Raw genomic sequence first — 19,762 nt, 5'->3', positions numbered from 1 at the left:
TTCGCCAGGAGGATGAGTTTGTTTAAACCAGCAGATCCCAAAGTCAGCTTTCCCCAGCTTGAAGAAAGCATTCTAAAATTTTGGGAAGAAAACAAAATTTTCAAAAAATCTTTGGATCAAAGAGAAGGTTCAGAGGAGTATGTCTTTTTTGACGGACCTCCATTTGCAACTGGATTGCCACACTTTGGTCACTTCGTTCCTGGTACCATAAAAGACATATTTCCACGTTACTATACGATGAAAGGCAAAAGAGTTGAGCGTCGTTTTGGTTGGGATTGTCATGGATTACCTGTCGAGTTCGAGATGGAGAAACAGTTAGGTATTAGTGGCAAATCTCAAATTGAAGAATATGGAATCGCAAAATTCAATGAAAATTGTCGTTCAATTGTTCTAAGATATACTTCCGAATGGGAAAAGATAGTTGGAAGAATGGGACGTTGGGTTGATTTTGAAAATGATTACAAAACGATGGATCCTGAGTATATGGAATCCATTTGGTGGGTAGTTAAGCAATTATGGGACAAAGGACTAGTTTACGAAGGACATTCTATTCATGCCTATAGTCCTAAATTATCCACAGTATTATCTAATTTTGAGGTAAATTTAGGTGGATATAAGGAAGTAACAGATCCCGCTGTTACAATTAGATTTAAAGTCGATGGGCAGGATAATACTTATTTCCTAGCTTGGACCACGACTCCATGGACTCTGCCTTCAAATCTTGGACTTTGCTTTGGCCCGGATATTGATTACGTAAAAGTAAAGGATGGAAAAGATTACTATATTTTAGCAGAAGCTCGTTTAAATGCTTATTATAAAGATCCTGCAGATTATGAAATTGTTGATAAATATAAAGGTATAGATCTCAAAGGAATGAGTTATGAACCTCTTATGCCTTATTTTGCAGATCTCAAGGAACAGGGCGCCTTTCGAACATATGTCGATGAATATGTAACTATCGAAGATGGTACAGGTATAGTACACACAGCTCCAGGATTTGGAGAGGATGATAACAGAATCATGAAAGGGTCTGGTGTTCCTGTCGTATGTCCTATTGATGCGGAATGTAAATTTACAGATGAAGTTCCTGAATATAAGGGCATATTCGTTAAAGATGCAGACAATGCTATCATCAAACGATTAAGAGAAGAAGGCAAACTCATAAAACGAGAAAACTACCTTCACAATTATCCTCATTGTTATAGAACTAAAGGTCCCTTAATATATAGAGCTATATCTTCCTGGTTTGTCGATGTTGAAAAAATTAAAGATAAAATGCTTAAAGCCAATGACCAGATAAGATGGATGCCAGATCACATACAGAAAGGTCGTTTTGGTAAATGGCTTGAGAATGCCAGAGAATGGTCCATTGGTAGAAGTCGTTATTGGGGCAATCCCATTCCTGTTTGGAAAAACGATGAAACTGGGGAAATGATATGTATCGGAAGTCTAGATGAACTAGAAAAGTACTCAGGACAACGACCAAAAGATCTTCACAAGCATTTTGTTGATGAAATTACTTGGGAAGGTTCTTCTGGGGGAACGTTCAGGAGAGTTCCTGATGTATTAGATTGCTGGTTTGAATCAGGGTCTATGCCTTACGCTCAAGTACATTATCCTTTTGAAAATAAAGAAAGATTTGAAAAGAATTTCCCTGCTAATTTCATTAATGAAGGTTTAGACCAAACAAGAGGCTGGTTTTACACCTTAACCATATTAGCTGCTGCTCTTTTTGATTCACCCGCTTTCCAAAATGTTATTGTTAGTGGATTGGTCTTAGCGGAAGATGGAAAAAAGATGTCCAAATCAGAAAGGAACTTTACAGACCCTGTTCAGGTTATAAATAAATTTGGAGCAGATGCTCTTCGTTTGTATTTAATGGATTCTGCAGTAGTAAGAGCTGATGATCTTAAATATTCTGATGATGGTGTCAAAGATAGTCTAAAAAGTACTATATTGCCTTTATGGAATGCTTATAGCTTTTTTGTGACTTATGCTAATATTGATGGATTCGTGCCCAAAGGACTAACAGAGTTACCTGATAATCCATTAGATTGTTGGATTCTTAGTGAGTCTGAAAAACTATTGGAAGTATTTGAAGAAAATATGGCTAAATTGGAAATTCAAAAGGCGTTATCTCCAATAGTTGATTTTATTGATAGTCTTAATAACTGGTATATTAGAAGAAGTAGACGTAGATTTTGGAAATCTGAGAATGACAAAGATAAATTTCAGGCATATGAAACTCTATATTATGTGTTAATGAAAGTAATCACTGTCGCCTGTCCCATTGTTCCTTTTATCACAGAAGCCATTTATCAAAATCTTCGAACTTCAGATATGCCTCTTAGTATACACTTACAAGACTTTCCAACAGTCAATACAAGCTATAGAGATGTGAACCTTGAAAAGAAAATGTCCGTGACAAGACAAACTGTATCTATGGGACGTGCTATTAGGAGCCTACATAACTTAAAAATTAGACAGCCTTTGAAAGCATTACATCTAGTTACAAAGGATATGAAGGAAAGGTCTATTCTTAGAGAAATGGAAGATATTATCTCTGAAGAATTAAATGTTAAAGAAGTTATTTACCGAGAAAATGAAGATGAACTTGTAGAGTATTCTGCGAAAGCAAACTTTAAAGTTCTTGGTAAACAGCTTGGTAAAGACATGAAAGAGGCAGCTGCAAAAATAGAAACCCTTAAGGGAGAGGAAATTCAAAGTCTTCTAGAAGGGGCTACTTTAAGTATTGATCTAACCAATAGAAGTGTCGACCTAACCAAAGACAGTGTGATTGTAATTAGAACAGAAAAGGAAAACCTAAAGGTGTTGAACGAAGGTTCTCTCACAGTTGCACTTGATCCTGATATTACCGATGAGTTGTTAAAAGAAGGTCTGGTCCGTGACTTAGTAAGAGGATTTCAAAATCTCCGAAAAGAACGGGATTTACAGGTTACTGATCGAATCAATGTTTCTTTTGTGGGGCCTGAACTATTACAGGATGCTGTTAATGAGTTTGAAGGTTATTTCCTTGGTGAAATATTGGGAGCTGATTGGAGTTGGAATAAGTCAGCTACTGCAGTTTCTGTACAAGTCGGAGATGATGAAGCCTTTATTGATTTAGTAAAGGAATAATATGTGTTAAGAAAAAACATAAAGCGATCAGAAATCATTCTGGTCGCTATAACTATTTTACTTTTAAATAGCTGTACTTCTGTGGGTAACAATTCAGAACTGAAAGTAAACCATACAGAAACTAACTCCTTTCTATTAAGTCCTTCTAACTATGAATCTAATGTATTCATAGATATTGATGGGGACAGAGATACAATTACTGAACTTTTCGCTGGGTCTGACATAAATAAAGTAATTAAGAGAACTAATAATGTTAGGATGTATTATCAACAAGGTCGATGGGAGATGCAATTATTAGGTAATTATCCTGGCTGGGCCTTATCCTGGTTATTATTTTGGGATAGTCAGTGGTCAAAAACTGATAATAATCTTTGGTACAATGAGAATTCCAAGCTTTATCTAAAACGTATAAATAATAGAAATCTTATTGTTTCTAACGATGTTAGTTATAAGTTTGCACAAACAGGACTACTAGTGGAAGCACATACTCCAGTGGGATTGGGTGTTGAAAATGCTAAGTGGATTTTACAGTATAATGTAGATTCTATTATTGGCTCTTTAGGTATGATGCCACTTTTTAATAATAGTGTGTCTTTTGGTGCCTTTGGTAATGGTCTAGCCATGCCTACTACTCAGTCCATATGGATAGAGTTTAAGACAGAAAAACAGGCTAGTGGTGCAAAAACACTGGCGCGTATTGCCTTGCCTAGTATACTAGAACTCTTTAATTTTGCTAAAGTAAGTGAAGAAGGTATTAAATACAGTGTAAAGGATAACTTTCTTATCATTGCTGGTGTTGATATTGATTTCATTACAATAACAGATAGTTTATTCAAACAATAAGGAGGGGGATAATGCGCATCGGAGTAATTGATTATGATGCAGGAAATTTAAAAAGTGTAGAGACAGCCCTCCAGCATTTAGGTGTTGATTTCTTAATTAGTGACAAACCAGAAGAATTATCTCAAGTGGATAAGATTATTTTCCCGGGTGTTGGGGAAGCAAAGAGTGCTATGGAGAATTTAAGATCAAGAGGTATGGATGAGTTTATTACTAACTCTCACAAGATTGGAAAGCCCATTCTCGGTATCTGTATTGGTTCCCAGATCCTTCTTGATTCTTCCGATGAGAGACAAACAAAATGTCTTGGTTTGATACCTGGTAAAGCTATAAAATTTCAAAAAAAAGAAGGCTTTAAAGTTCCTCAAATTGGTTGGAACTCTGTTAAATGGGATAAAGATCATGAATTATTTTATGGAATTCCTCAAAATAGTTCTTTTTTCTTTGTACATTCCTATTACACAAAACCTACTAATCCCCAAAATATACTGGCAGAAAGTATTTATAGTGAGCCCTTTGTCTGTGGTTTAATTAAGGACAATTTGGTAGCAACACAGTTTCACCCAGAAAAATCTGGACCTCTTGGACTTCGTTTACTAAAAAATTTTATAGAACGGGTATCCTAATGTTTAAAAAAAGAATTGTCGTTTGTTTAGATGTACGAAATGGGAAAACAACAAAGGGAATTAAATTCCAAGGAAATATTGATATTGGTGATCCCGTAGAGATGGCTGCTAAATATTATAAAGAAGGCATTGATGAACTAGTTTTCTATGATATAACTGCTTCTAATGAAAAAAGAGGAATAATGCTTGATGTAGTGTCTAAGGTGGCTAAAGAAATATTTATTCCTTTCTGTGTTGGGGGTGGTTTAGGAAGTCTTGAAGATATCAAAAAAGTTATTGGTGCAGGAGCTGAGAAAGTTAGTTTGAATTCTCAAGCTGTAAAAAATCCTACTATTATTGAGCAGGGTGCCAACTTATTTGGAGCACAATGTATAGTTCTTGGTATGGATGCCTTAAGAGACACTAGTATGCCTAGTGGATACAGAGTTGTCATTAATGGAGGACGGACACAAACCAAATGGGATGCTTTAGCTTGGGCTAAACATGCGGAATCTCTTGGTGCTGGAGAAATAGTTCTAAACTCTATTGATGCTGATGGCACAAAATCAGGATATGAAGTTAATTTAACACGAATGATAAGTGAGAATGTCGGTATACCTGTTGTTGCTTCTGGTGGGGCCGGTAAGCCTGAGCATTTACGAGAAATTTTAACAGAAGGCAAAGCTGATGCGGCCTTAGTTGCTAGTATGGTTCACTATAATGAATATAGCATTCCTACAATTAAGAACTATCTTAATGAACATGATGTCTCAGTACGGATAGATGGTTATTAGAATATTGTCATTTCAGTAAAAAAACAATATATTACTTCACATTAATAAGGGAGGATTATTCAATGCCCACCTATGATTATGAATGTCCAGAGTGTGGAAATTTTGAATACTTTCAAAGTATGTCTGATGATCCTCTTACCCTTTGTCCTACCTGTAATAATCCAGTTAAACGATTAATTGGAGGGGGATCGGGACTTATTTTTAAGGGTAGTGGATTTTATGTGACCGACAGTAAAAAAGCCGGATCAAAAAAAGAGGGTTCATCTTCTTAGGATGAACCCTTTATTTTTTTATAGTTAAAAATGGAAGTTGTATTTCAGTATAACCTGTTTCATAATTGAAATTATCCTAGTACAACAGTGAGAGTCTCGTTATGATTCATATAAGAGATGTTATTAAAAATTACCAATCAGGAGATATTTCTGTACATGCTTTGAAGGGAATATCCCTGGATATCCCCAGAGGATCATTTATCTCTATAGCAGGGCCTTCAGGATCAGGCAAAACTACATTATTAAATTGTGTTGGCTGTATTGATACAGTTACAGATGGATTGATAACTATAAATGGTAATTCTATTGTTAAGTTTTCATTGAAAGAAATGACTGCTTTTCGTCGTGATAATCTAGGTTTTATATTTCAATCCTTTAATTTGATCCCTGTATTAACCGCCTATGAAAATGTTTCCATAGCTCTTTCTCTTAAAAACGTTCAAAAAAAAGAAATCCTAGAAAAGACTATGACCATTTTAAAGGAAGTAGGGTTAGAAGGATTAGAGAATAGAAGACCTTCTCAATTATCAGGAGGGCAACAACAGCGAGTCGCTATTGCTAGGGCTTTAGTGAAAGAACCTTCTCTCATTTTGGCTGATGAACCTACAGCTAATTTGGATTCAAATACAGGTTCAGAAATCTTGGATCTGATGAGAAATATTAATCTAAAATATAAAACTACATTTATATTCAGTACCCATGATCTTATGGTCATGGAAAGAGCTGACAAGGTTATTAACTTACATGATGGATTAATAGTTCCGGAGGCGGAAAATGGAAGTTCTGATATTTATTAGACATCAGTTATTTCTACTCAATCTTTCTTTAAAAAATCTTAAAAGATATGTAAGAAGAACGGCTATCACTGTCAGTGCTATAGCGTTTGGAATATCTCTATTTCTCTATGTGGATTCCATGTTTATTGGAGCAGATAGAGACTCAGAACGAAATTTAATTGAATATGAAACTGGTTTAGCACAGATTTTAGATCCTGAATATTGGGAGCATAAAGAAGAATTACCACTTGGTTATGCCGTAGATAAGTCTGAAACTATCATTCATTTACTCAAGAAGGAGCGCATTTCCTATGCTCCAAGAATTAAATCGGGAGCCGAAGTTATTTATTATAAAGATCCTTTTCCTAATGATGGTAATCAATACGTAATTATTGAGGGAATAGATTATGAACGGGATAATCAAATTTATGGTTTTAAAGAATCCATCGTAAAGGGTAATTATTTAACAGGAAAATCATCGGAAGCGGTTATAGGTTCTTGGCTAGCAGACGATATTGGTGCCGATATAGGATATCCAATTGTACTCTATACTCATACTAGAGATGGAATCCCTCAGACGATAGATGTTATCGTGAGTGGTATTTTTAAAAGTCCAAATCCCAATATAAACCGATCTACTATTCTTATTAATCTAGAAGATGCTAATTACTATCTGGACATGGAAAGTTCCTTGACCAGCATAACAATAGATAGATTAGATCCTGGAGAAGATATTAATAAATTAATCTCCCAATTTGGTTATACAATCTTAACTTGGAAAGAACTAGGTCGTGATTTTATATCTCTGAGTCAAGCAAAGAAGGGAGGTAGTAAGATATACCTTTTTCTTGTATTTATTATTGCAGCTTTGGGAATCAGTAATACTATGTTAATGGCTGTCTATGAACGAAAGAAAGAAATAGGAATGTTACAGGCTATTGGTTTTTCTCATGGTTCTCTTATTGCATTATTTATTTATGAGTCCGCTTTTATCGGGTTAATGGGGTTTATCATGGGGTTTATCCTTTTTATTCCCTTAAATATACAGTTAACGACAGTTGGATTAGATTTTACAAATATGTTTCGCCAAGCTGATATGGGGTATCGCTCGGTCATCTTTAAGGGGATTTGGAATATTACGACTATAATCATATCTGGTTTGAGTGGGATATTCATGTCCATATGTTTTGCCATTCTTCCAGCACTAAAATCCATTCATAGTAATATTGCTTTATCTGTCAAAGATTAGGAGCTTTATATGTCTTTAGGTTTAATAGCCATTCGTAATATAACCCGCAATCCGATGAGATCATCCTTATCTTCCCTATCTGTACTTATATCTACAACGGTTATTGTTTTCGCTTTTTCCATGATCAATGGAATGATGGACGAAATGAAAAATAATAATAGGAGATTTCTAACTGGTTCTTACAGCATCGAACAAGAAGAATATCATGAACGAATTAATCAGCATCCTCTACATCTTCGAATAGAAAATTATCAAGATATTATAGATAGTTTAAAAGCTAATATTGATATTCAATCTTATAGTCCACGTATTCCTTATTCAGGAGCTATTTATAAGGATAATATTAATTATAGCATTATGGGGTATGGTGTTAATTTTGCTTTAGAAAAAGATTTTCAACAGCTAAATTCTTTGTTGATCGCAGGTAGTACCATCCCTCAAGAAGATTCAAAAGATATTATCATAGGTGCAGGTCTGGCTCGTAAAACTCATTTACATATTGGTGATAAAATTACTTTAAATAGCATAACAATGTTTCGTGGTATTAATTATTACACTTTCAAGATTGTTGGTATAGCCGTATTTCCCATTCCTGGACTAAATAATTCTCTAGTTTTAACGCCAATGGCAAGTACCCAACAGTTCTTAAAAATGAACAACTCAGTAAATCAGATATTATTGCAGCTGCCTGAAAACTTGGAGACTCTTGAGATACAACAATACATTAAAGAATTATCCAATTCTCAAAGTTCTGTCTCTTTGAATATCAGGTTGTGGAAAGAAGCGTCTGAGAGTTATTCATTTATCTTATTAGCCCAAAAAATATACTATATAATAGCTTTATTACTTTTTATCCTGGGATCCTCCGTAATTATTAATACAACAATGATGGTGATTTTAGAAAGAACAAAAGAACTGGGAACATTAAGCGCCATTGGAATGACCTCGAGACAACTATTGTTCATGGTTTATATTGAATCCTTTATCATTAGTCTGTTCGGTGCTATGGCGGGCACTGTATTAGGTTGCGCTGTCACTTATTTTACAGGTCATTTTGGTATTAATTTATCTGAGGCAATGGAAGGTGTTGACTTTGATATTTCGTCTATTATTTATCCTCGAGTAAGCATTTATTCAACAATATTTGTTTTTTTCTATTCCCTTTTTATAGCGTCTATAAGCACTTCTATACCGGCTTTGCGAGTGTTAAAAATCAAGCCGGTAGACGCTCTAAATTCCTATTAAAGGAGTATGTCATGATAAAATATTTGTCAATACTATATTTATTAATAGCCACTTCTGCTATTGGGCAAGAAAGTGTTGAATCTATAATTACTAAAATGGATGATAATAGAACTTTTACTAATAGTAAAATGGTTGGCAATTTAACTATTACTGACCAATATGGAACAAGACATAGTGAGTTTATTGCCTATACCAGAGGTGATTATGACAGCTTGATTGAATTTACGAGTAAGGCCGAATACGGACAGAAAATATTGCGTACAGAAGATGCTTTATATTTATATTTTCCTGATTCAGAAGAAATAATAACCTTAAGAGGTTCAGCTTTAAAACAAAGTCTACTTGGATCAGATATTTCTTACGAAGACCTCACGGCTGATAGAGGAACCTTATATTCCTATGATGCCAGGTTATTAGGTCAAGAAGTAGTAGATTCTTATATGTGCCACAAAATAGAATTAATCGCTAAAAATAAGTCCGTTGCTTATTTTAAACAGGTAGTGTGGATCGATATTAATCGTTACGTTACTTTGAAAGGTGAATATTTCTCAAAGTCTGGTCGGTTGATAAAAAAAATGAATATTCTTGAGGTTATCCAGAAGGGTGGTCATTTCATCCCTATTAAAAGTGAATTAGTTGATCAACTAAAAAGAAACACTAAAACCATAATGTCAGTAGATACGATAGACATAAATAGTGAATTGGATAATGAAATTTTCACTTTGGAACATTTATCATGGTAGCAAAAAATGTTTTGCTATGTACTTCTTTATTAGTGTTTAATACTTTTATTTACGCAGATGTAAATCCCTTTATCGACCTTTCTTATTATAATGTTTTACGGGGAGAAGAACAAAATAATCCTTTTTATATTAGCTTAGCAATAGCAGACTTATCTTTTAAATCAAGTACAAATCCTTATATGAAGAGTGAAGTTTTGATCCATGGAGAACTCCAAAATGACGCTCAACAACTAGAATTGAAAAAGGCTTATTCTAAAATCAAATTACCCACAGGAAGATTGACACTTGGAAAGACGAGAACGACTTGGGGTATAGGTCAATATTATAACGCAGGAGATGTCATATTTGGAAATGATGAAGCAGATTTGACACAGGAAGAATTAAAAAAACAAACAAGATGGCTCAATTCCTACTATTTACCTTTAGGTTCTTTCTCCTTTATTGAAGCCCTTATAATAGCTCCTGAGGAAACTACAGATTCTATTGATAAAACGAGAGCTGGTGGGCGGTTGCAGATGGGTTTTTCTTTTATTACTTTTGAAACTGCTTATATGTATGATGGTAATGATTCTAATGTGACATTTAATTTCCAATCAGCCATAAAAAACTTGGAAGTCTACGGAGCAAGTCACTGGACATACACTTCTAATAATAATTCTGCTATATCTATAGGTCTTCAATCTCAATGGTCTTTGTGGGAAATCCATGCTCTTTCATTACGTAGTGAGTGTATTCTTTTTCCAGAGAATTTTGATCTTTCTCGATTTTATGGAGATATTCTTTACTCAAATGGTGGTCTAAATATATATTGGCGTAATGTATATATTTATAAAAAATCCGATATAAAATCTATATTAGGAGGATCTTGGAATATATTTCAAAATGTTTATTTACTTGAATATAATCAATGTCAATTTGTTGGTAATGAGATAGGATCCTGGTCTGTATCAGTAGGAGTAAAAGTTATCTATTAGTACTACATCAAGGCTAGGAAAAGATCACTTTCAGTCCCTGGAACACGATAGATTCCTTTTGCTCCAATGTGCTTTACTGACAAAGCAGATAATTCCCATGCCATTTGTTCGTCTGCTTCTAAATGGGGACGCCCAAAGACTGTGGTATTGGTAGTACTGTCTAAACTTTTAAATACCTCTGATACTTTTCGAACTTTTTCATTCATACTTTCATTAGCCCAGGCCCAATACCAAGAGTTTTGATATTTACCATAAGTACCTATAAACACAATAGAAAACTCCAATTCTACTCTTCCTTCATTAAAAAACTGGATTATCTGTTGATTCTGATCATACTCATACTCTGTATAGGCTAACAAATTATTTTGGTTAACTAATACTTCTTGCTTCTTCTGTAATTCTTCAAAACATAAACTTACATAGTTTTGGAATTCATTTTCGTTCATACCGGGGCTAGCTCCAATAGTTTTCTTACTATAATATAACACTTGCTACATAGATATTACTATAGAGCATTAAGTAAAAGTAAGAGAGGTCAGCTAGAATGATTATAACTAATGAAGAACAATTTCAGGGAATCTCTCAATCTAGTGAAGTAGCCGCTAAAGTTTTAAAAGAGCTAAAAGCTTATTCACAGCCTGGGAAAACAACATATGAATTGGATTTGCTAGCTAAGGATCTTCTGTATTCTTATGGAGCAAAATCTGCTCCAAAACTTGCGTATGATTTTCCAGGCTATGTATGTATTAGTATTAATAATGAGTTCTGTCATGGTATTCCCAGTAAGAAAAAATATCTAAATGAAGGAGATATCATCAATATTGATGTATCTGTCGAGTTAAATGGATACTGGTCCGATAATGGAGAATCCTTTCTTCTTGCCTCTCACGATACAAAAAAACTAAAGTTGATAGAAACATCTCGAATTATACTAAACAAAGCAATTGAAAATATAAAAAGTGGTGAGCCTCTGTCTTCTGTTGGTTTTACGATTGAAACTCTTGCCAATCGTAATTCCTATTATGTAATCCGGAATTTAGGTGGTCATGGTGTAGGTTTAAGTTTACATGAAGATCCTGATTGTATACTTAATTATCCTAGTTATAAAGAAAAGGGGATTTTTCTTAACAATTCTATAGTAGCTATTGAGACTTTCATCTCCACTAAATCCCATTATGCTGTAGAAACAAACGATGGATGGACAATGGTAGGTGATAATGGTGGGCTCATGGCTCAACATGAACACACCATTATGGTTACCGAAGGTAAACCAATCATATTGACGAAGGCTAATGGTATCTAAAATTTAATTACCATTTTACCTGTAGATTTTCTATTTTCAAGTTCGGAAAAAGCTTGTTCTATATTGTTCCATTTATACTCCTTATACAAAAGGGGAGATCTATCATGGGATAGGTATAATTGAATCAACTGTTTCCTTTTGTGTTGATACCAAAACTGATCTTTTTTGATGATTGCAGGAGTTCCACAAATGGAAAACCTTTTTTGTTCAATAAGGACCAACTTTTCCTAAAAGACTCAGAAACGCGTGACTCAAATACCGCATGAACCCCCTATGGATTTAATTCCTTAAACATCTCCATTCCAGATTCCCAGATTTCCCCTGAAAACTCATATTCTGGCGAGAAGGGCTTTGGTGGGGCTGAGAGATAATTGCCTTTCATAGACATTAGGTCGGCAAAAACCAATTCCTGCGTAATGAACTTTTACTCTTACATAACCTTTTTTCTTGGGGCTAATTCTTGTGACTCTGTGATATGGAGTTGCCCTTTATAGGGCACAATAATAGCTTTCATAGTAATCTCCATATGAGGAGATATTAACTATGTTAAAAAAGGGATTCCTTAACCTAGGTTATGTTTTTAATTTTTTTTCTTATTCGACTAAGAGCCACAGAGGTAATTCCCAGATAATTGGCGATATCATATTGGTGGACAATTTTTTCAATATTGGGAAAGCTGTCAATAAGTTGTTCATAACGTTCTGTTGCACTATTAAGAACGAGAGAACGTTCTCTTGCTTCTCCTATAATTTGGGATTCCTCTAAAATCTTAAGAGCAATATAAGCCCATGTTTTGTCCTTTAACATAAGTTCTGTCCATTTTCGATAGGAAAAGATTACAATTTCTATATCCGTTAAAGCTTGAATCGAATAAGAGGAGGGTTCTCCTTTTATGACAGATACGTAGGAAGAAACAAAATGACCTTTCTGACAAAAATATTTCGTGTATTCTTTTCCCGTTTCATCTAAGTAATAATATCTTAGGTTGCCCTTAATCATATATCCAATGAGGTCCGATTCCTCACCAGCAAATACTAAATATTCTCCTTTGAAAAGTTTCTTATTGTGAAATAAAGAACAGATATGAGATTCCTGTGATTTTGTTAAAGTGTGAATAGTGTTTAATTTCTCGAGAGTTATTATAAAGTTATCAATCATAAGGGAATTCATTTTCCTTCTTCTGTTGCAAATTATTGACTCTAAACGCTTGTTTACCTATCATAGAGCCATGAAATTTGAAGAGAAACTTAAAGATCTTAAATCTGCTGATAAAATAGCACAAATAGACATCCTTAAACAGGGAAAAGTTATACAAACCATTAAAAATCAACAAGATAGCACTGGAAGTTTGACTGTATTTGCAAATTTAGTTGATTTTGATAATGGTAATATTGGTAAATCATTATCGAATCAAGGGTTAGAATATTTTTGTGAGCATGTAGAAGATGCTAAATCAAATCCTGGAAAACACCCTTCAATTGATACTTTACTACAAATTAAAGATGAAGAATATGTGAAAGCTGTTGTTCATTATAAAGTCCCAGAAAACCTTGTATCCAGGGTTGAGAAGTTTACAGAACTAAAAAAATCCGGACGCCTAATGGATGAAAAGAAAGCAGCCCTTGAAACTTTTAATGAAGTGATGGATCTCTTGGAAACAGGTGTTTTACGAACAGCTCAAATTGTAAATGGAAGTTGGGATGCTAATCACTGGGTCAAAAATGGGATTATGTTAGGTTTCCCATTGGGACAAATAACCGTTTACAGTGGCAGTAACGATATTTGTTTTACTGATAAAGAAACCTTTCCTGTGAGAAAACTCACAGGTAAAGAAGGTTTTCGAGTTGTACCTCCTGCTGCAGGATTGCGAAGGGGTGCATTCGCTGGAGCAGGTTGTGTCTTTATGCCACCAGCTTATGCCAATGTCGGTGCCCATGTTGGTGCAGGTACAATGGTAGAAAATTTGGCTGGTAGTTGTTGTCAGATTGGAAGGGACAGTCATATTAGTGCAGGGGCTATCATCGGTGGAGTCCTAGATCCTATAGAGGCTACACCCGTAATTTTGGGTGATAATGTTCTTATGGGAGAAGGTTCTGGTGTAACCCAAGGAGCACGTCTAGGTGATCTTGTTACCTTAGCTCCCGGTGTTCATATATCTAAAGCAACCCCCATATTAGATCCCCTCAATAATGTTGCTTATACTTCTGAAGGAACTGTTGAATTAATAACCCATAGTCTTACTGATACTATTAAGACTTATAGCACAGGCAGAGTGATAATCCCTAAGGATTCCTCCTATGGTCCTGAAGTTCCTTCTGGAGCTCTGGTTATTCCTTCTATGTCTCTCTCTAGTGGTGGAACTTTCAAACTTACTCCTATGATAGCCAAGTATATATCCTCAACTAGTCAGAGAGCTTATGCCCTTGAAGAGGCATTAAGAGGATAATTAAGTGAATACAAAGAGTACTTTCTCAGGAGTTGAACTATCTCTCATTCGTCAAATGAATAGTTTGGCTAAATCAGACACTATAAATCTGGGTATAGGACAACTTCCCGAAAATCTTCCTGCTTCAGTAATGAACAAGGGAATAGCAGCCTTTCAAGATAATCAAACTCGTTATACCTCTAATCAAGGTCTTTTGGAGTTAAGAGAATTGGTTGCTTACCACCATTCAAAAAAAGCAAATAAAAGTGTCAGCATTGATCAGGTTGTTATCACTAATGGTGCTGAAGGTGCTCTTTGGAACATCTTTTTTACTTATTTAGAACCACAAGATGTTGTCCTAATCCCTGATATAGCCTTTTCTGTGTACCAAACAATTACCCAATTACAAGGAGCCAAGACTGTAACTTATAGACTAAATGAAGACTTCTCTATTGATTTTGAAGATCTCAATTCAAAATTAACAGAAGCCGTTAAGTTTATTGTTATTAATAGCCCTAATAATCCTACGGGATCCATTTTACCAAGTAGTGATATCAAAGCGTTGGCTAATATTGTAGATAAAAATGATATTTATATAATATCTGATGAAATATATAGCGATTTGTATTTCTCCCATTCAAGACCTGATACTCCATTAGCATATACAGATAAAGTTATTGTTGTGGATGGTATCTCAAAAAGGGCAGCCGCCACAGGACTTAGGATTGGTTGGACTATTAGTCCTACATCTATAGCAACTAATATGATAATAACTAATCAATATGTGGCCACCTGTGCTTCTTCAATATCCCAACACGCAGCTATTGCTTCTTTGAATGGTTCTACAGATGATTTTGTCCAGAGAATTTGTGTTAATCTAGAAGAAAAAAGTGAATATATATATAAATCACTTAAAGAGATTCCCCATGTTAATGTTGAAAAACCTCAAGGGGCCTTTTATATCTTTCCTGATATTTCTTATTATGGGTCTTCTACTGATGTCGCACATAAAATGTTAGATCAAGTCAATGTTTTAACAATACCTGGCATTGCCTTTGGTAAGCGGGGTGATAGTCATCTACGCATATCATATGCTACAGATATGGCGAAGCTAATTGAAGCTTGTAAACAAATACAAAAATTTTTTGCTAATTGGAAATAATTATGAATATTGAAGACATTAGTCAACATTTTAAAATGATCGATGATCAACTTTTTGTATCTGGAGTCAAAGTAGATGACATTATTGATACAGTAAGTTCTCCTTTATTTATATACGATTTAAATACTATAACCGATAAGTATACCTATTTAAGACAGAATATGCCTGATGAAGTGGACATTTTTTATGCTATGAAAGCAAATCCCAATTTGTCTATAGTTAGGCACTTAACTAATTTGGGTGCAGGTATAGAGGTCGCCTCTGAAGGTGAGTTATATGCATGTGAAAAGCTGGGTGTTAATCCGAGGAATATCGTTTTTGCTGGACCTTCCAAGACTGATGAAGATATTCGTAAAGCGATAGGAATGGGAATTTATGCCATCAATGCAGAAAGCATTGGAGAGATTCAGCGTATAAACAAAATTGCCACTGAGCAAAATAAGGTCATGGATATAGAGTTACGTATCAATCCAGAATTTGAAGTAGCAGGTGCTGCTGTTAATATGGGTGGTGGATCAAAGAAGTTTGGTATTGATTCAGAGGCTATAGATATCACTATTAATAATGTCAGTGAATTAAAGCATATTCGTCTTCAGGGTATTCATATATTTGCGGGAACCGGGATCCAAGATAGTGAAGGATTTCTAAGTAACCTTACTAATTGTTTTCGATTAGCTTCAGAGATTAATGATAAGCACTTTAAAGTTTTATCCATTGATTTTGGTGGCGGTATTGGTATTCCCTATTCTGATGATGATGAAGGTTTAAATATTGAAGGTATTAATGAGAAGATACTAGAATTAATTGAGAATTATCCTTTTATTAAAGAAAATAATACAAGACTTATTGCAGAGCCTGGACGATATTTAGTGGGGCAGAGTGGTGTGTATATCTCAAAAATTATTGATAGAAAGAACTCCCGTGGTAGGGAATATGTGCTTGTAGATGGAGGTGCTCAGCACCTGTTGAGACCAGCCCTTATAGGAACTGCTCATCCTACATTCAATATCTCTCGTAGGCAAAAAAATCTTATCCCCTTTGATGTTGGTGGTAGTCTCTGTACTTCCGTAGATTTTCTTGGTAAAGACATCCCCTTACCTGTAGAAAGTCAACAGGGAGATTTTATCGGTGTGTTCTGTTCTGGTGCCTACGGTTATACCGAAAGTATGCCCCTTTTTCTTAGTCATGATGTCGCACCAGAAGTATTAGTCTATAAAGATAAATACCTAACTGTTCGCCCTAAGATTGCTATAAAAGATGTTATTGATTTAATGCCTGTTCCGGATGATCTTGAATGATTAATTTAAAAGAGACACTACCTGATGTCCTAAAGTCATTGATAAGCTTTCAGAGTGTAACAGGGGAGGAGAAGGTCTTCGCTGATAGCATTGAGCTGTTACTCTCTTCCTATTCCGGTGACATGGTTAGAGTTCACAATTCTATCGTTTACAAAATTAATGCCAATGCTGATAGTCATATAGCTTTCATTGGTCATATAGACACGGTTCCAGTCGAGGATAGTACAACTGAAGCTTATGAGGAAGCGGGATATATCTATGGCCGAGGTGCTTGTGATATGAAGGCTGGATTAGCAGTAATGCTCAAAATGATTGATGATATTGAATCGAAATTCTTTGATCTTAAACACAATGTCTCTTTTGTTTTCTATGAGGGTGAAGAAGGTCCATTACCTAATGGAATTAATCTTCTGCTAGATAAAAGCCTTATTTCAGATATTGATTTTGCCTATGTATTGGAACCGACTGAAGGCTTATATTCAGTGGCATGTTTAGGATCTCTAACAGTCAAAAAAACGATAACGGGTGTATCTGCTCATAGCGCTAATCCACGGACTGGAAAAAGCGCAATGATTGAAGCACTTCAAGTATGTGATGCTATAACCAGGATGGATGCTGAAATAAATCAGGATGATAATATTTCTGGATATCCTTTTTATCAAACTGTTAATGTTACTACTTTTAATACTTCTAATGCCTTTAATGTAATACCCTCTCAAATTGAGCTTTTAATAAACTACAGGTTCAGCCCAAAATTAAATTCAGAAGAAGCTATGGATATTTTATTGAGCTATATTAGCGAGGAGAATATCGAAGTTATTGATAACTCTCCTTCCTGTTATGCTGGTGACAATAGTAAGGAGTATCTATTACCTCATATTAAAAAAGAAGTCATGCAGGCATGGACCGATATTGCTCAGTTAAATAATGCAGGAATTCCGGCTGTCAATTATGGACCTGGTTCTATTAAAAATGCTCACAAACCCGATGAAAGAATAAGAATTCAAGAGCTAAGTGACTACTATTCTAATATCATTTTACATCTTTAGGAGATAGGTGCTCATGAACAAATGGATTACATGTCTAATATTTACCACGATCTATTACTATAATAAGTAAAAAAGATAGTTAATTAGTCTTTTTCTGATATATAGCTTGCCATTTAATAGTGCGCTATGTATATTATGTATTATGAAGGATAAGTTACCACCAATTGATAAACACTTATGTTTTTCTCTTTATTCAACACAACTGGCGATGAGTAAAGTATATAGAAATATATTAAAATCTATGGGTATTACTTATCCTCAATATCTGGTTCTACAAGTACTTTGGAAAAAACAAGGTGTAGGCATTAACTACATAGGTAAGCAATTATTTCTAGACTCTGCGACATTGACACCATTGTTGAAAAGGCTTGAATCAATGGATTTTATTGTACGGAAGAGATCTCTGAGTGATGAACGTAACATGGAAGTATATCTAACCATTAAAGGAGAAAAGCTTCATGATGAAGCTCTCAAAATACCTCCCAAAGTAGCAGAAGCTGCTGGATGTACACTAGAAGAATATAAAGAACTATTAAAACGATTAAATGACTTGAGAGATCATTTATTAGACTATGTGTAATTTTAATTTTATCATATATGTAGCGCGCTATATAATACTGGGCGATACAAGTAAAAGGAGTAAGAGATGATAAGACCAAGTAAAGTGTTATACACAACATCAGCCATAGCTACTGGAGGTCGTGATGGTAAGGTTTTTACAACTGATTCTATTTTAAATGTAGCATTATCAACACCTAAGGAATTAGGTGGACCGGGGGGAGAAGCTACGAACCCTGAACAACTATTTGCCGCAGGATATTCTGCTTGTTTCTTAAGTGCTCTAAAACTTGTTGCAGCAAAGAATAAAGTAAATGTTCCAGCTGATGCCAATGTAAAAGGAACTGTTGGAATTGGGCCAGCAGGTGCAGGTTTTGCCATACAGGTAGATTTAGAAGTTAGTTTATCTGGTATTGAAACAGATCAAGCACAATCTCTAGTAGAAATGGCTCATCAGGTATGTCCTTATTCCATTGCAACTCGAGATAATATTCAAGTTAATATTAGTATTGCAGAGGATTAAAATACCAATGGAGAAGCCTACAAGTAACCTAAATACTTGTAGGCTTATTCTTATTTAGGGATAAAAACTCCTTCATTATGAGTATTGTTGTATTACTGTAAAAGAAATACAATAGTATAAAAATACATAGAGGGTGAGTTGTGGAGATTTCAGAAATCCCTGAATGTTTGGAAGGAACACGTGTTCTTCTTAAGAAACATGATATTAATAATGCAAAGTTAATGTATGAATTAGTTGTTAGGGACCGCGAAAGGTTAAGTAAATTTCTACCATGGCCAAAAAAAATTGAAAAAGTCGAAGATGAAGAGATGTTCATCAAATATTGTCTAGATAGCTGGGCTTCCTTTACCGCTTGTCAATATGCCATATATTTAAAGGAAACAAATCAATATATTGGGAATATCGGAGCTTTTAATTTTGACACGGTAAATGACTGTTGCGAAATAGGTTATCTTATTTTTTCTGAATTTGAAGGTAGAGGTTATATTATAGAGTCTTTAACTATTCTTGAAAAAACTTTGTTTTCCATGGGGTTTCATAGATTGTATATTTTATGTGATCCCGCAAATTCAAAATCTAATTCAATACCAAAGCGACTGAACTATTACTATGAAGGAATACAGAGAGAATCAGCTAAATATAATGACATGTATAATGATCTTGAAGTTTATTCAAAGCTGGCAGAGGGCTAGGGAGGAATTCTCTAAAGCTCGCTGAGGAATTCTCTAAAGCTCACTGAGGAATTCTCTAAAGCTCACTGAGGAATTCTCTAAAGCTCACTGAGGAATTCTCTAAAGCTCACTGAGGA

General features: G+C 34.8%; 20 protein-coding genes. 18 read left to right on the top strand and 2 right to left on the bottom strand.

What is annotated here, in order from left to right:
• Positions 1-18: 18 nt before the first annotated feature.
• The 10 genes from ileS (at position 19) to K345_RS0107960 (ending at position 10,636) form a co-directional block, all read left to right on the top strand.
• Positions 19-3,138, top strand: a complete 3,120-nt coding sequence (gene ileS, locus K345_RS0108005) for an isoleucine--tRNA ligase (protein WP_028973714.1) — start codon at positions 19-21, stop codon at positions 3,136-3,138.
• 3 nt (positions 3,139-3,141) lie between these two features.
• Positions 3,142-3,981, top strand: a complete 840-nt coding sequence (locus tag K345_RS0108000) for a hypothetical protein (protein WP_028973713.1) — start codon at positions 3,142-3,144, stop codon at positions 3,979-3,981.
• An 11-nt stretch (positions 3,982-3,992) separates the two neighbouring features.
• Positions 3,993-4,604 (top strand): imidazole glycerol phosphate synthase subunit HisH, encoded by a 612-nt coding sequence (hisH, locus tag K345_RS0107995; protein WP_028973712.1) that lies wholly within the window; start codon positions 3,993-3,995, stop codon positions 4,602-4,604.
• Positions 4,604-5,377: an imidazole glycerol phosphate synthase subunit HisF gene (gene hisF, locus K345_RS0107990; protein ID WP_028973711.1), complete on the top strand. Its 774-nt coding sequence runs from the start codon at positions 4,604-4,606 to the stop codon at positions 5,375-5,377. The genes hisH and hisF overlap by 1 nt, the downstream gene beginning before the upstream one ends.
• Before the next feature lie 62 nt (positions 5,378-5,439).
• Positions 5,440-5,649: an FmdB family zinc ribbon protein gene (locus K345_RS20250; protein WP_037571606.1), complete on the top strand. Its 210-nt coding sequence runs from the start codon at positions 5,440-5,442 to the stop codon at positions 5,647-5,649.
• Positions 5,650-5,750: 101 nt separating this feature from the next.
• Positions 5,751-6,446: an ABC transporter ATP-binding protein gene (locus K345_RS0107980; protein ID WP_028973710.1), complete on the top strand. Its 696-nt coding sequence runs from the start codon at positions 5,751-5,753 to the stop codon at positions 6,444-6,446.
• A complete protein-coding gene (locus K345_RS0107975; RefSeq protein WP_053228147.1) occupies positions 6,424-7,674 on the top strand; it encodes an ABC transporter permease in 1,251 nt (416 codons plus the stop codon). The genes K345_RS0107980 and K345_RS0107975 overlap by 23 nt, the downstream gene beginning before the upstream one ends.
• A 9-nt stretch (positions 7,675-7,683) precedes the next feature.
• A complete protein-coding gene (locus K345_RS0107970; protein WP_028973708.1) occupies positions 7,684-8,919 on the top strand; it encodes an ABC transporter permease in 1,236 nt (411 codons plus the stop codon).
• Between the two features lie 11 nt (positions 8,920-8,930).
• A complete protein-coding gene (locus K345_RS0107965) occupies positions 8,931-9,662 on the top strand; it encodes an outer membrane lipoprotein-sorting protein (protein WP_037571604.1) in 732 nt (243 codons plus the stop codon).
• Positions 9,656-10,636: a hypothetical protein gene (locus K345_RS0107960; RefSeq protein ID WP_028973706.1), complete on the top strand. Its 981-nt coding sequence runs from the start codon at positions 9,656-9,658 to the stop codon at positions 10,634-10,636. Before K345_RS0107965 ends, K345_RS0107960 begins: the two co-directional genes overlap by 7 nt.
• 2 nt (positions 10,637-10,638) lie before the next feature.
• On the opposite strand, the gene K345_RS0107955 is transcribed toward K345_RS0107960, so the two are convergent.
• The gene (locus tag K345_RS0107955; RefSeq protein ID WP_028973705.1) at positions 10,639-11,082 is read right to left on the bottom strand and encodes a DUF6882 domain-containing protein; all 444 of its coding nucleotides are present in this window, start codon (positions 11,080-11,082) and stop codon (positions 10,639-10,641) included.
• 98 nt (positions 11,083-11,180) lie between these two features.
• Here K345_RS0107955 and map point away from each other — a divergent pair, with 98 nt between their 5' ends.
• Positions 11,181-11,939, top strand: a complete 759-nt coding sequence (gene map / locus K345_RS0107950) for a type I methionyl aminopeptidase (RefSeq protein ID WP_028973704.1) — start codon at positions 11,181-11,183, stop codon at positions 11,937-11,939.
• A gap of 567 nt (positions 11,940-12,506) precedes the next feature.
• Here the strand turns inward: map and K345_RS20245 are convergent.
• A complete protein-coding gene (locus tag K345_RS20245; protein ID WP_169714784.1) occupies positions 12,507-13,097 on the bottom strand; it encodes a Crp/Fnr family transcriptional regulator in 591 nt (196 codons plus the stop codon).
• 70 nt (positions 13,098-13,167) lie between these two features.
• Between K345_RS20245 and K345_RS0107925 the strand changes: the two genes are divergently transcribed.
• From K345_RS0107925 to K345_RS0107895, 7 genes are all read left to right on the top strand, one after another.
• Positions 13,168-14,385 (top strand): DUF2322 family protein, encoded by a 1,218-nt coding sequence (locus tag K345_RS0107925; RefSeq protein WP_156888346.1) that lies wholly within the window; start codon positions 13,168-13,170, stop codon positions 14,383-14,385.
• Positions 14,386-14,389: 4 nt separating this feature from the next.
• Positions 14,390-15,526, top strand: a complete 1,137-nt coding sequence (locus tag K345_RS0107920; protein WP_028973701.1) for a pyridoxal phosphate-dependent aminotransferase — start codon at positions 14,390-14,392, stop codon at positions 15,524-15,526.
• Positions 15,527-15,528: 2 nt separating this feature from the next.
• On the top strand, positions 15,529-16,824 hold the full coding sequence (gene lysA / locus K345_RS0107915) for a diaminopimelate decarboxylase (RefSeq protein ID WP_028973700.1): 1,296 nt from the start codon (positions 15,529-15,531) through the stop codon (positions 16,822-16,824).
• Complete coding sequence (locus K345_RS0107910) at positions 16,821-17,873, top strand: M20/M25/M40 family metallo-hydrolase (RefSeq protein ID WP_028973699.1); 1,053 nt, start codon at positions 16,821-16,823, stop codon at positions 17,871-17,873. The genes lysA and K345_RS0107910 overlap by 4 nt, the downstream gene beginning before the upstream one ends.
• A gap of 142 nt (positions 17,874-18,015) precedes the next feature.
• Positions 18,016-18,453 carry a MarR family winged helix-turn-helix transcriptional regulator gene (locus K345_RS0107905; protein WP_037571601.1) on the top strand — a complete coding sequence of 146 codons (438 nt, stop codon included), beginning with the start codon at positions 18,016-18,018 and terminating at the stop codon, positions 18,451-18,453.
• A gap of 66 nt (positions 18,454-18,519) precedes the next feature.
• Entirely contained in the window at positions 18,520-18,954 is a 435-nt protein-coding gene (locus K345_RS0107900; protein WP_037571599.1) for an organic hydroperoxide resistance protein, read from the top strand.
• Positions 18,955-19,094: 140 nt separating this feature from the next.
• Positions 19,095-19,646 carry a GNAT family N-acetyltransferase gene (locus tag K345_RS0107895; RefSeq protein ID WP_053228145.1) on the top strand — a complete coding sequence of 184 codons (552 nt, stop codon included), beginning with the start codon at positions 19,095-19,097 and terminating at the stop codon, positions 19,644-19,646.
• Positions 19,647-19,762: the final 116 nt, after the last annotated feature.

This window comes from Spirochaeta cellobiosiphila DSM 17781 (genome assembly GCF_000426705.1).
Lineage (GTDB): Bacteria > Spirochaetota > Spirochaetia > DSM-17781 > DSM-17781 > Spirochaeta_E > Spirochaeta_E cellobiosiphila.
This window is presented reverse-complemented; position numbering and strand designations above follow the sequence as displayed.

Excerpts from the sequence above, each read along its gene's own strand:
- K345_RS0107960 (WP_028973706.1), top strand. The coding sequence starts at position 9,656 with ATGGTAGCAAAAAATGTTTTGCTATGTACTTCTTTATTAGTGTTTAAT.
- hisF (WP_028973711.1), top strand. The coding sequence starts at position 4,604 with ATGTTTAAAAAAAGAATTGTCGTTTGTTTAGATGTACGAAATGGGAAA.
- map (WP_028973704.1), top strand. The coding sequence starts at position 11,181 with ATGATTATAACTAATGAAGAACAATTTCAGGGAATCTCTCAATCTAGT.
- K345_RS20245 (WP_169714784.1), bottom strand. The coding sequence starts at position 13,097 with ATGATTGATAACTTTATAATAACTCTCGAGAAATTAAACACTATTCAC.
- K345_RS0107975 (WP_053228147.1), top strand. The coding sequence starts at position 6,424 with ATGGAAGTTCTGATATTTATTAGACATCAGTTATTTCTACTCAATCTT.
- K345_RS20250 (WP_037571606.1), top strand. The coding sequence starts at position 5,440 with ATGCCCACCTATGATTATGAATGTCCAGAGTGTGGAAATTTTGAATAC.
- K345_RS0107980 (WP_028973710.1), top strand. The coding sequence starts at position 5,751 with ATGATTCATATAAGAGATGTTATTAAAAATTACCAATCAGGAGATATT.
- lysA (WP_028973700.1), top strand. The coding sequence starts at position 15,529 with ATGAATATTGAAGACATTAGTCAACATTTTAAAATGATCGATGATCAA.
- K345_RS0107965 (WP_037571604.1), top strand. The coding sequence starts at position 8,931 with ATGATAAAATATTTGTCAATACTATATTTATTAATAGCCACTTCTGCT.
- hisH (WP_028973712.1), top strand. The coding sequence starts at position 3,993 with ATGCGCATCGGAGTAATTGATTATGATGCAGGAAATTTAAAAAGTGTA.
- K345_RS0107905 (WP_037571601.1), top strand. The coding sequence starts at position 18,016 with ATGAAGGATAAGTTACCACCAATTGATAAACACTTATGTTTTTCTCTT.
- K345_RS0107925 (WP_156888346.1), top strand. The coding sequence starts at position 13,168 with ATGAAATTTGAAGAGAAACTTAAAGATCTTAAATCTGCTGATAAAATA.
- K345_RS0107955 (WP_028973705.1), bottom strand. The coding sequence starts at position 11,082 with ATGAACGAAAATGAATTCCAAAACTATGTAAGTTTATGTTTTGAAGAA.
- K345_RS0107970 (WP_028973708.1), top strand. The coding sequence starts at position 7,684 with ATGTCTTTAGGTTTAATAGCCATTCGTAATATAACCCGCAATCCGATG.
- K345_RS0107900 (WP_037571599.1), top strand. The coding sequence starts at position 18,520 with ATGATAAGACCAAGTAAAGTGTTATACACAACATCAGCCATAGCTACT.
- K345_RS0107910 (WP_028973699.1), top strand. The coding sequence starts at position 16,821 with ATGATTAATTTAAAAGAGACACTACCTGATGTCCTAAAGTCATTGATA.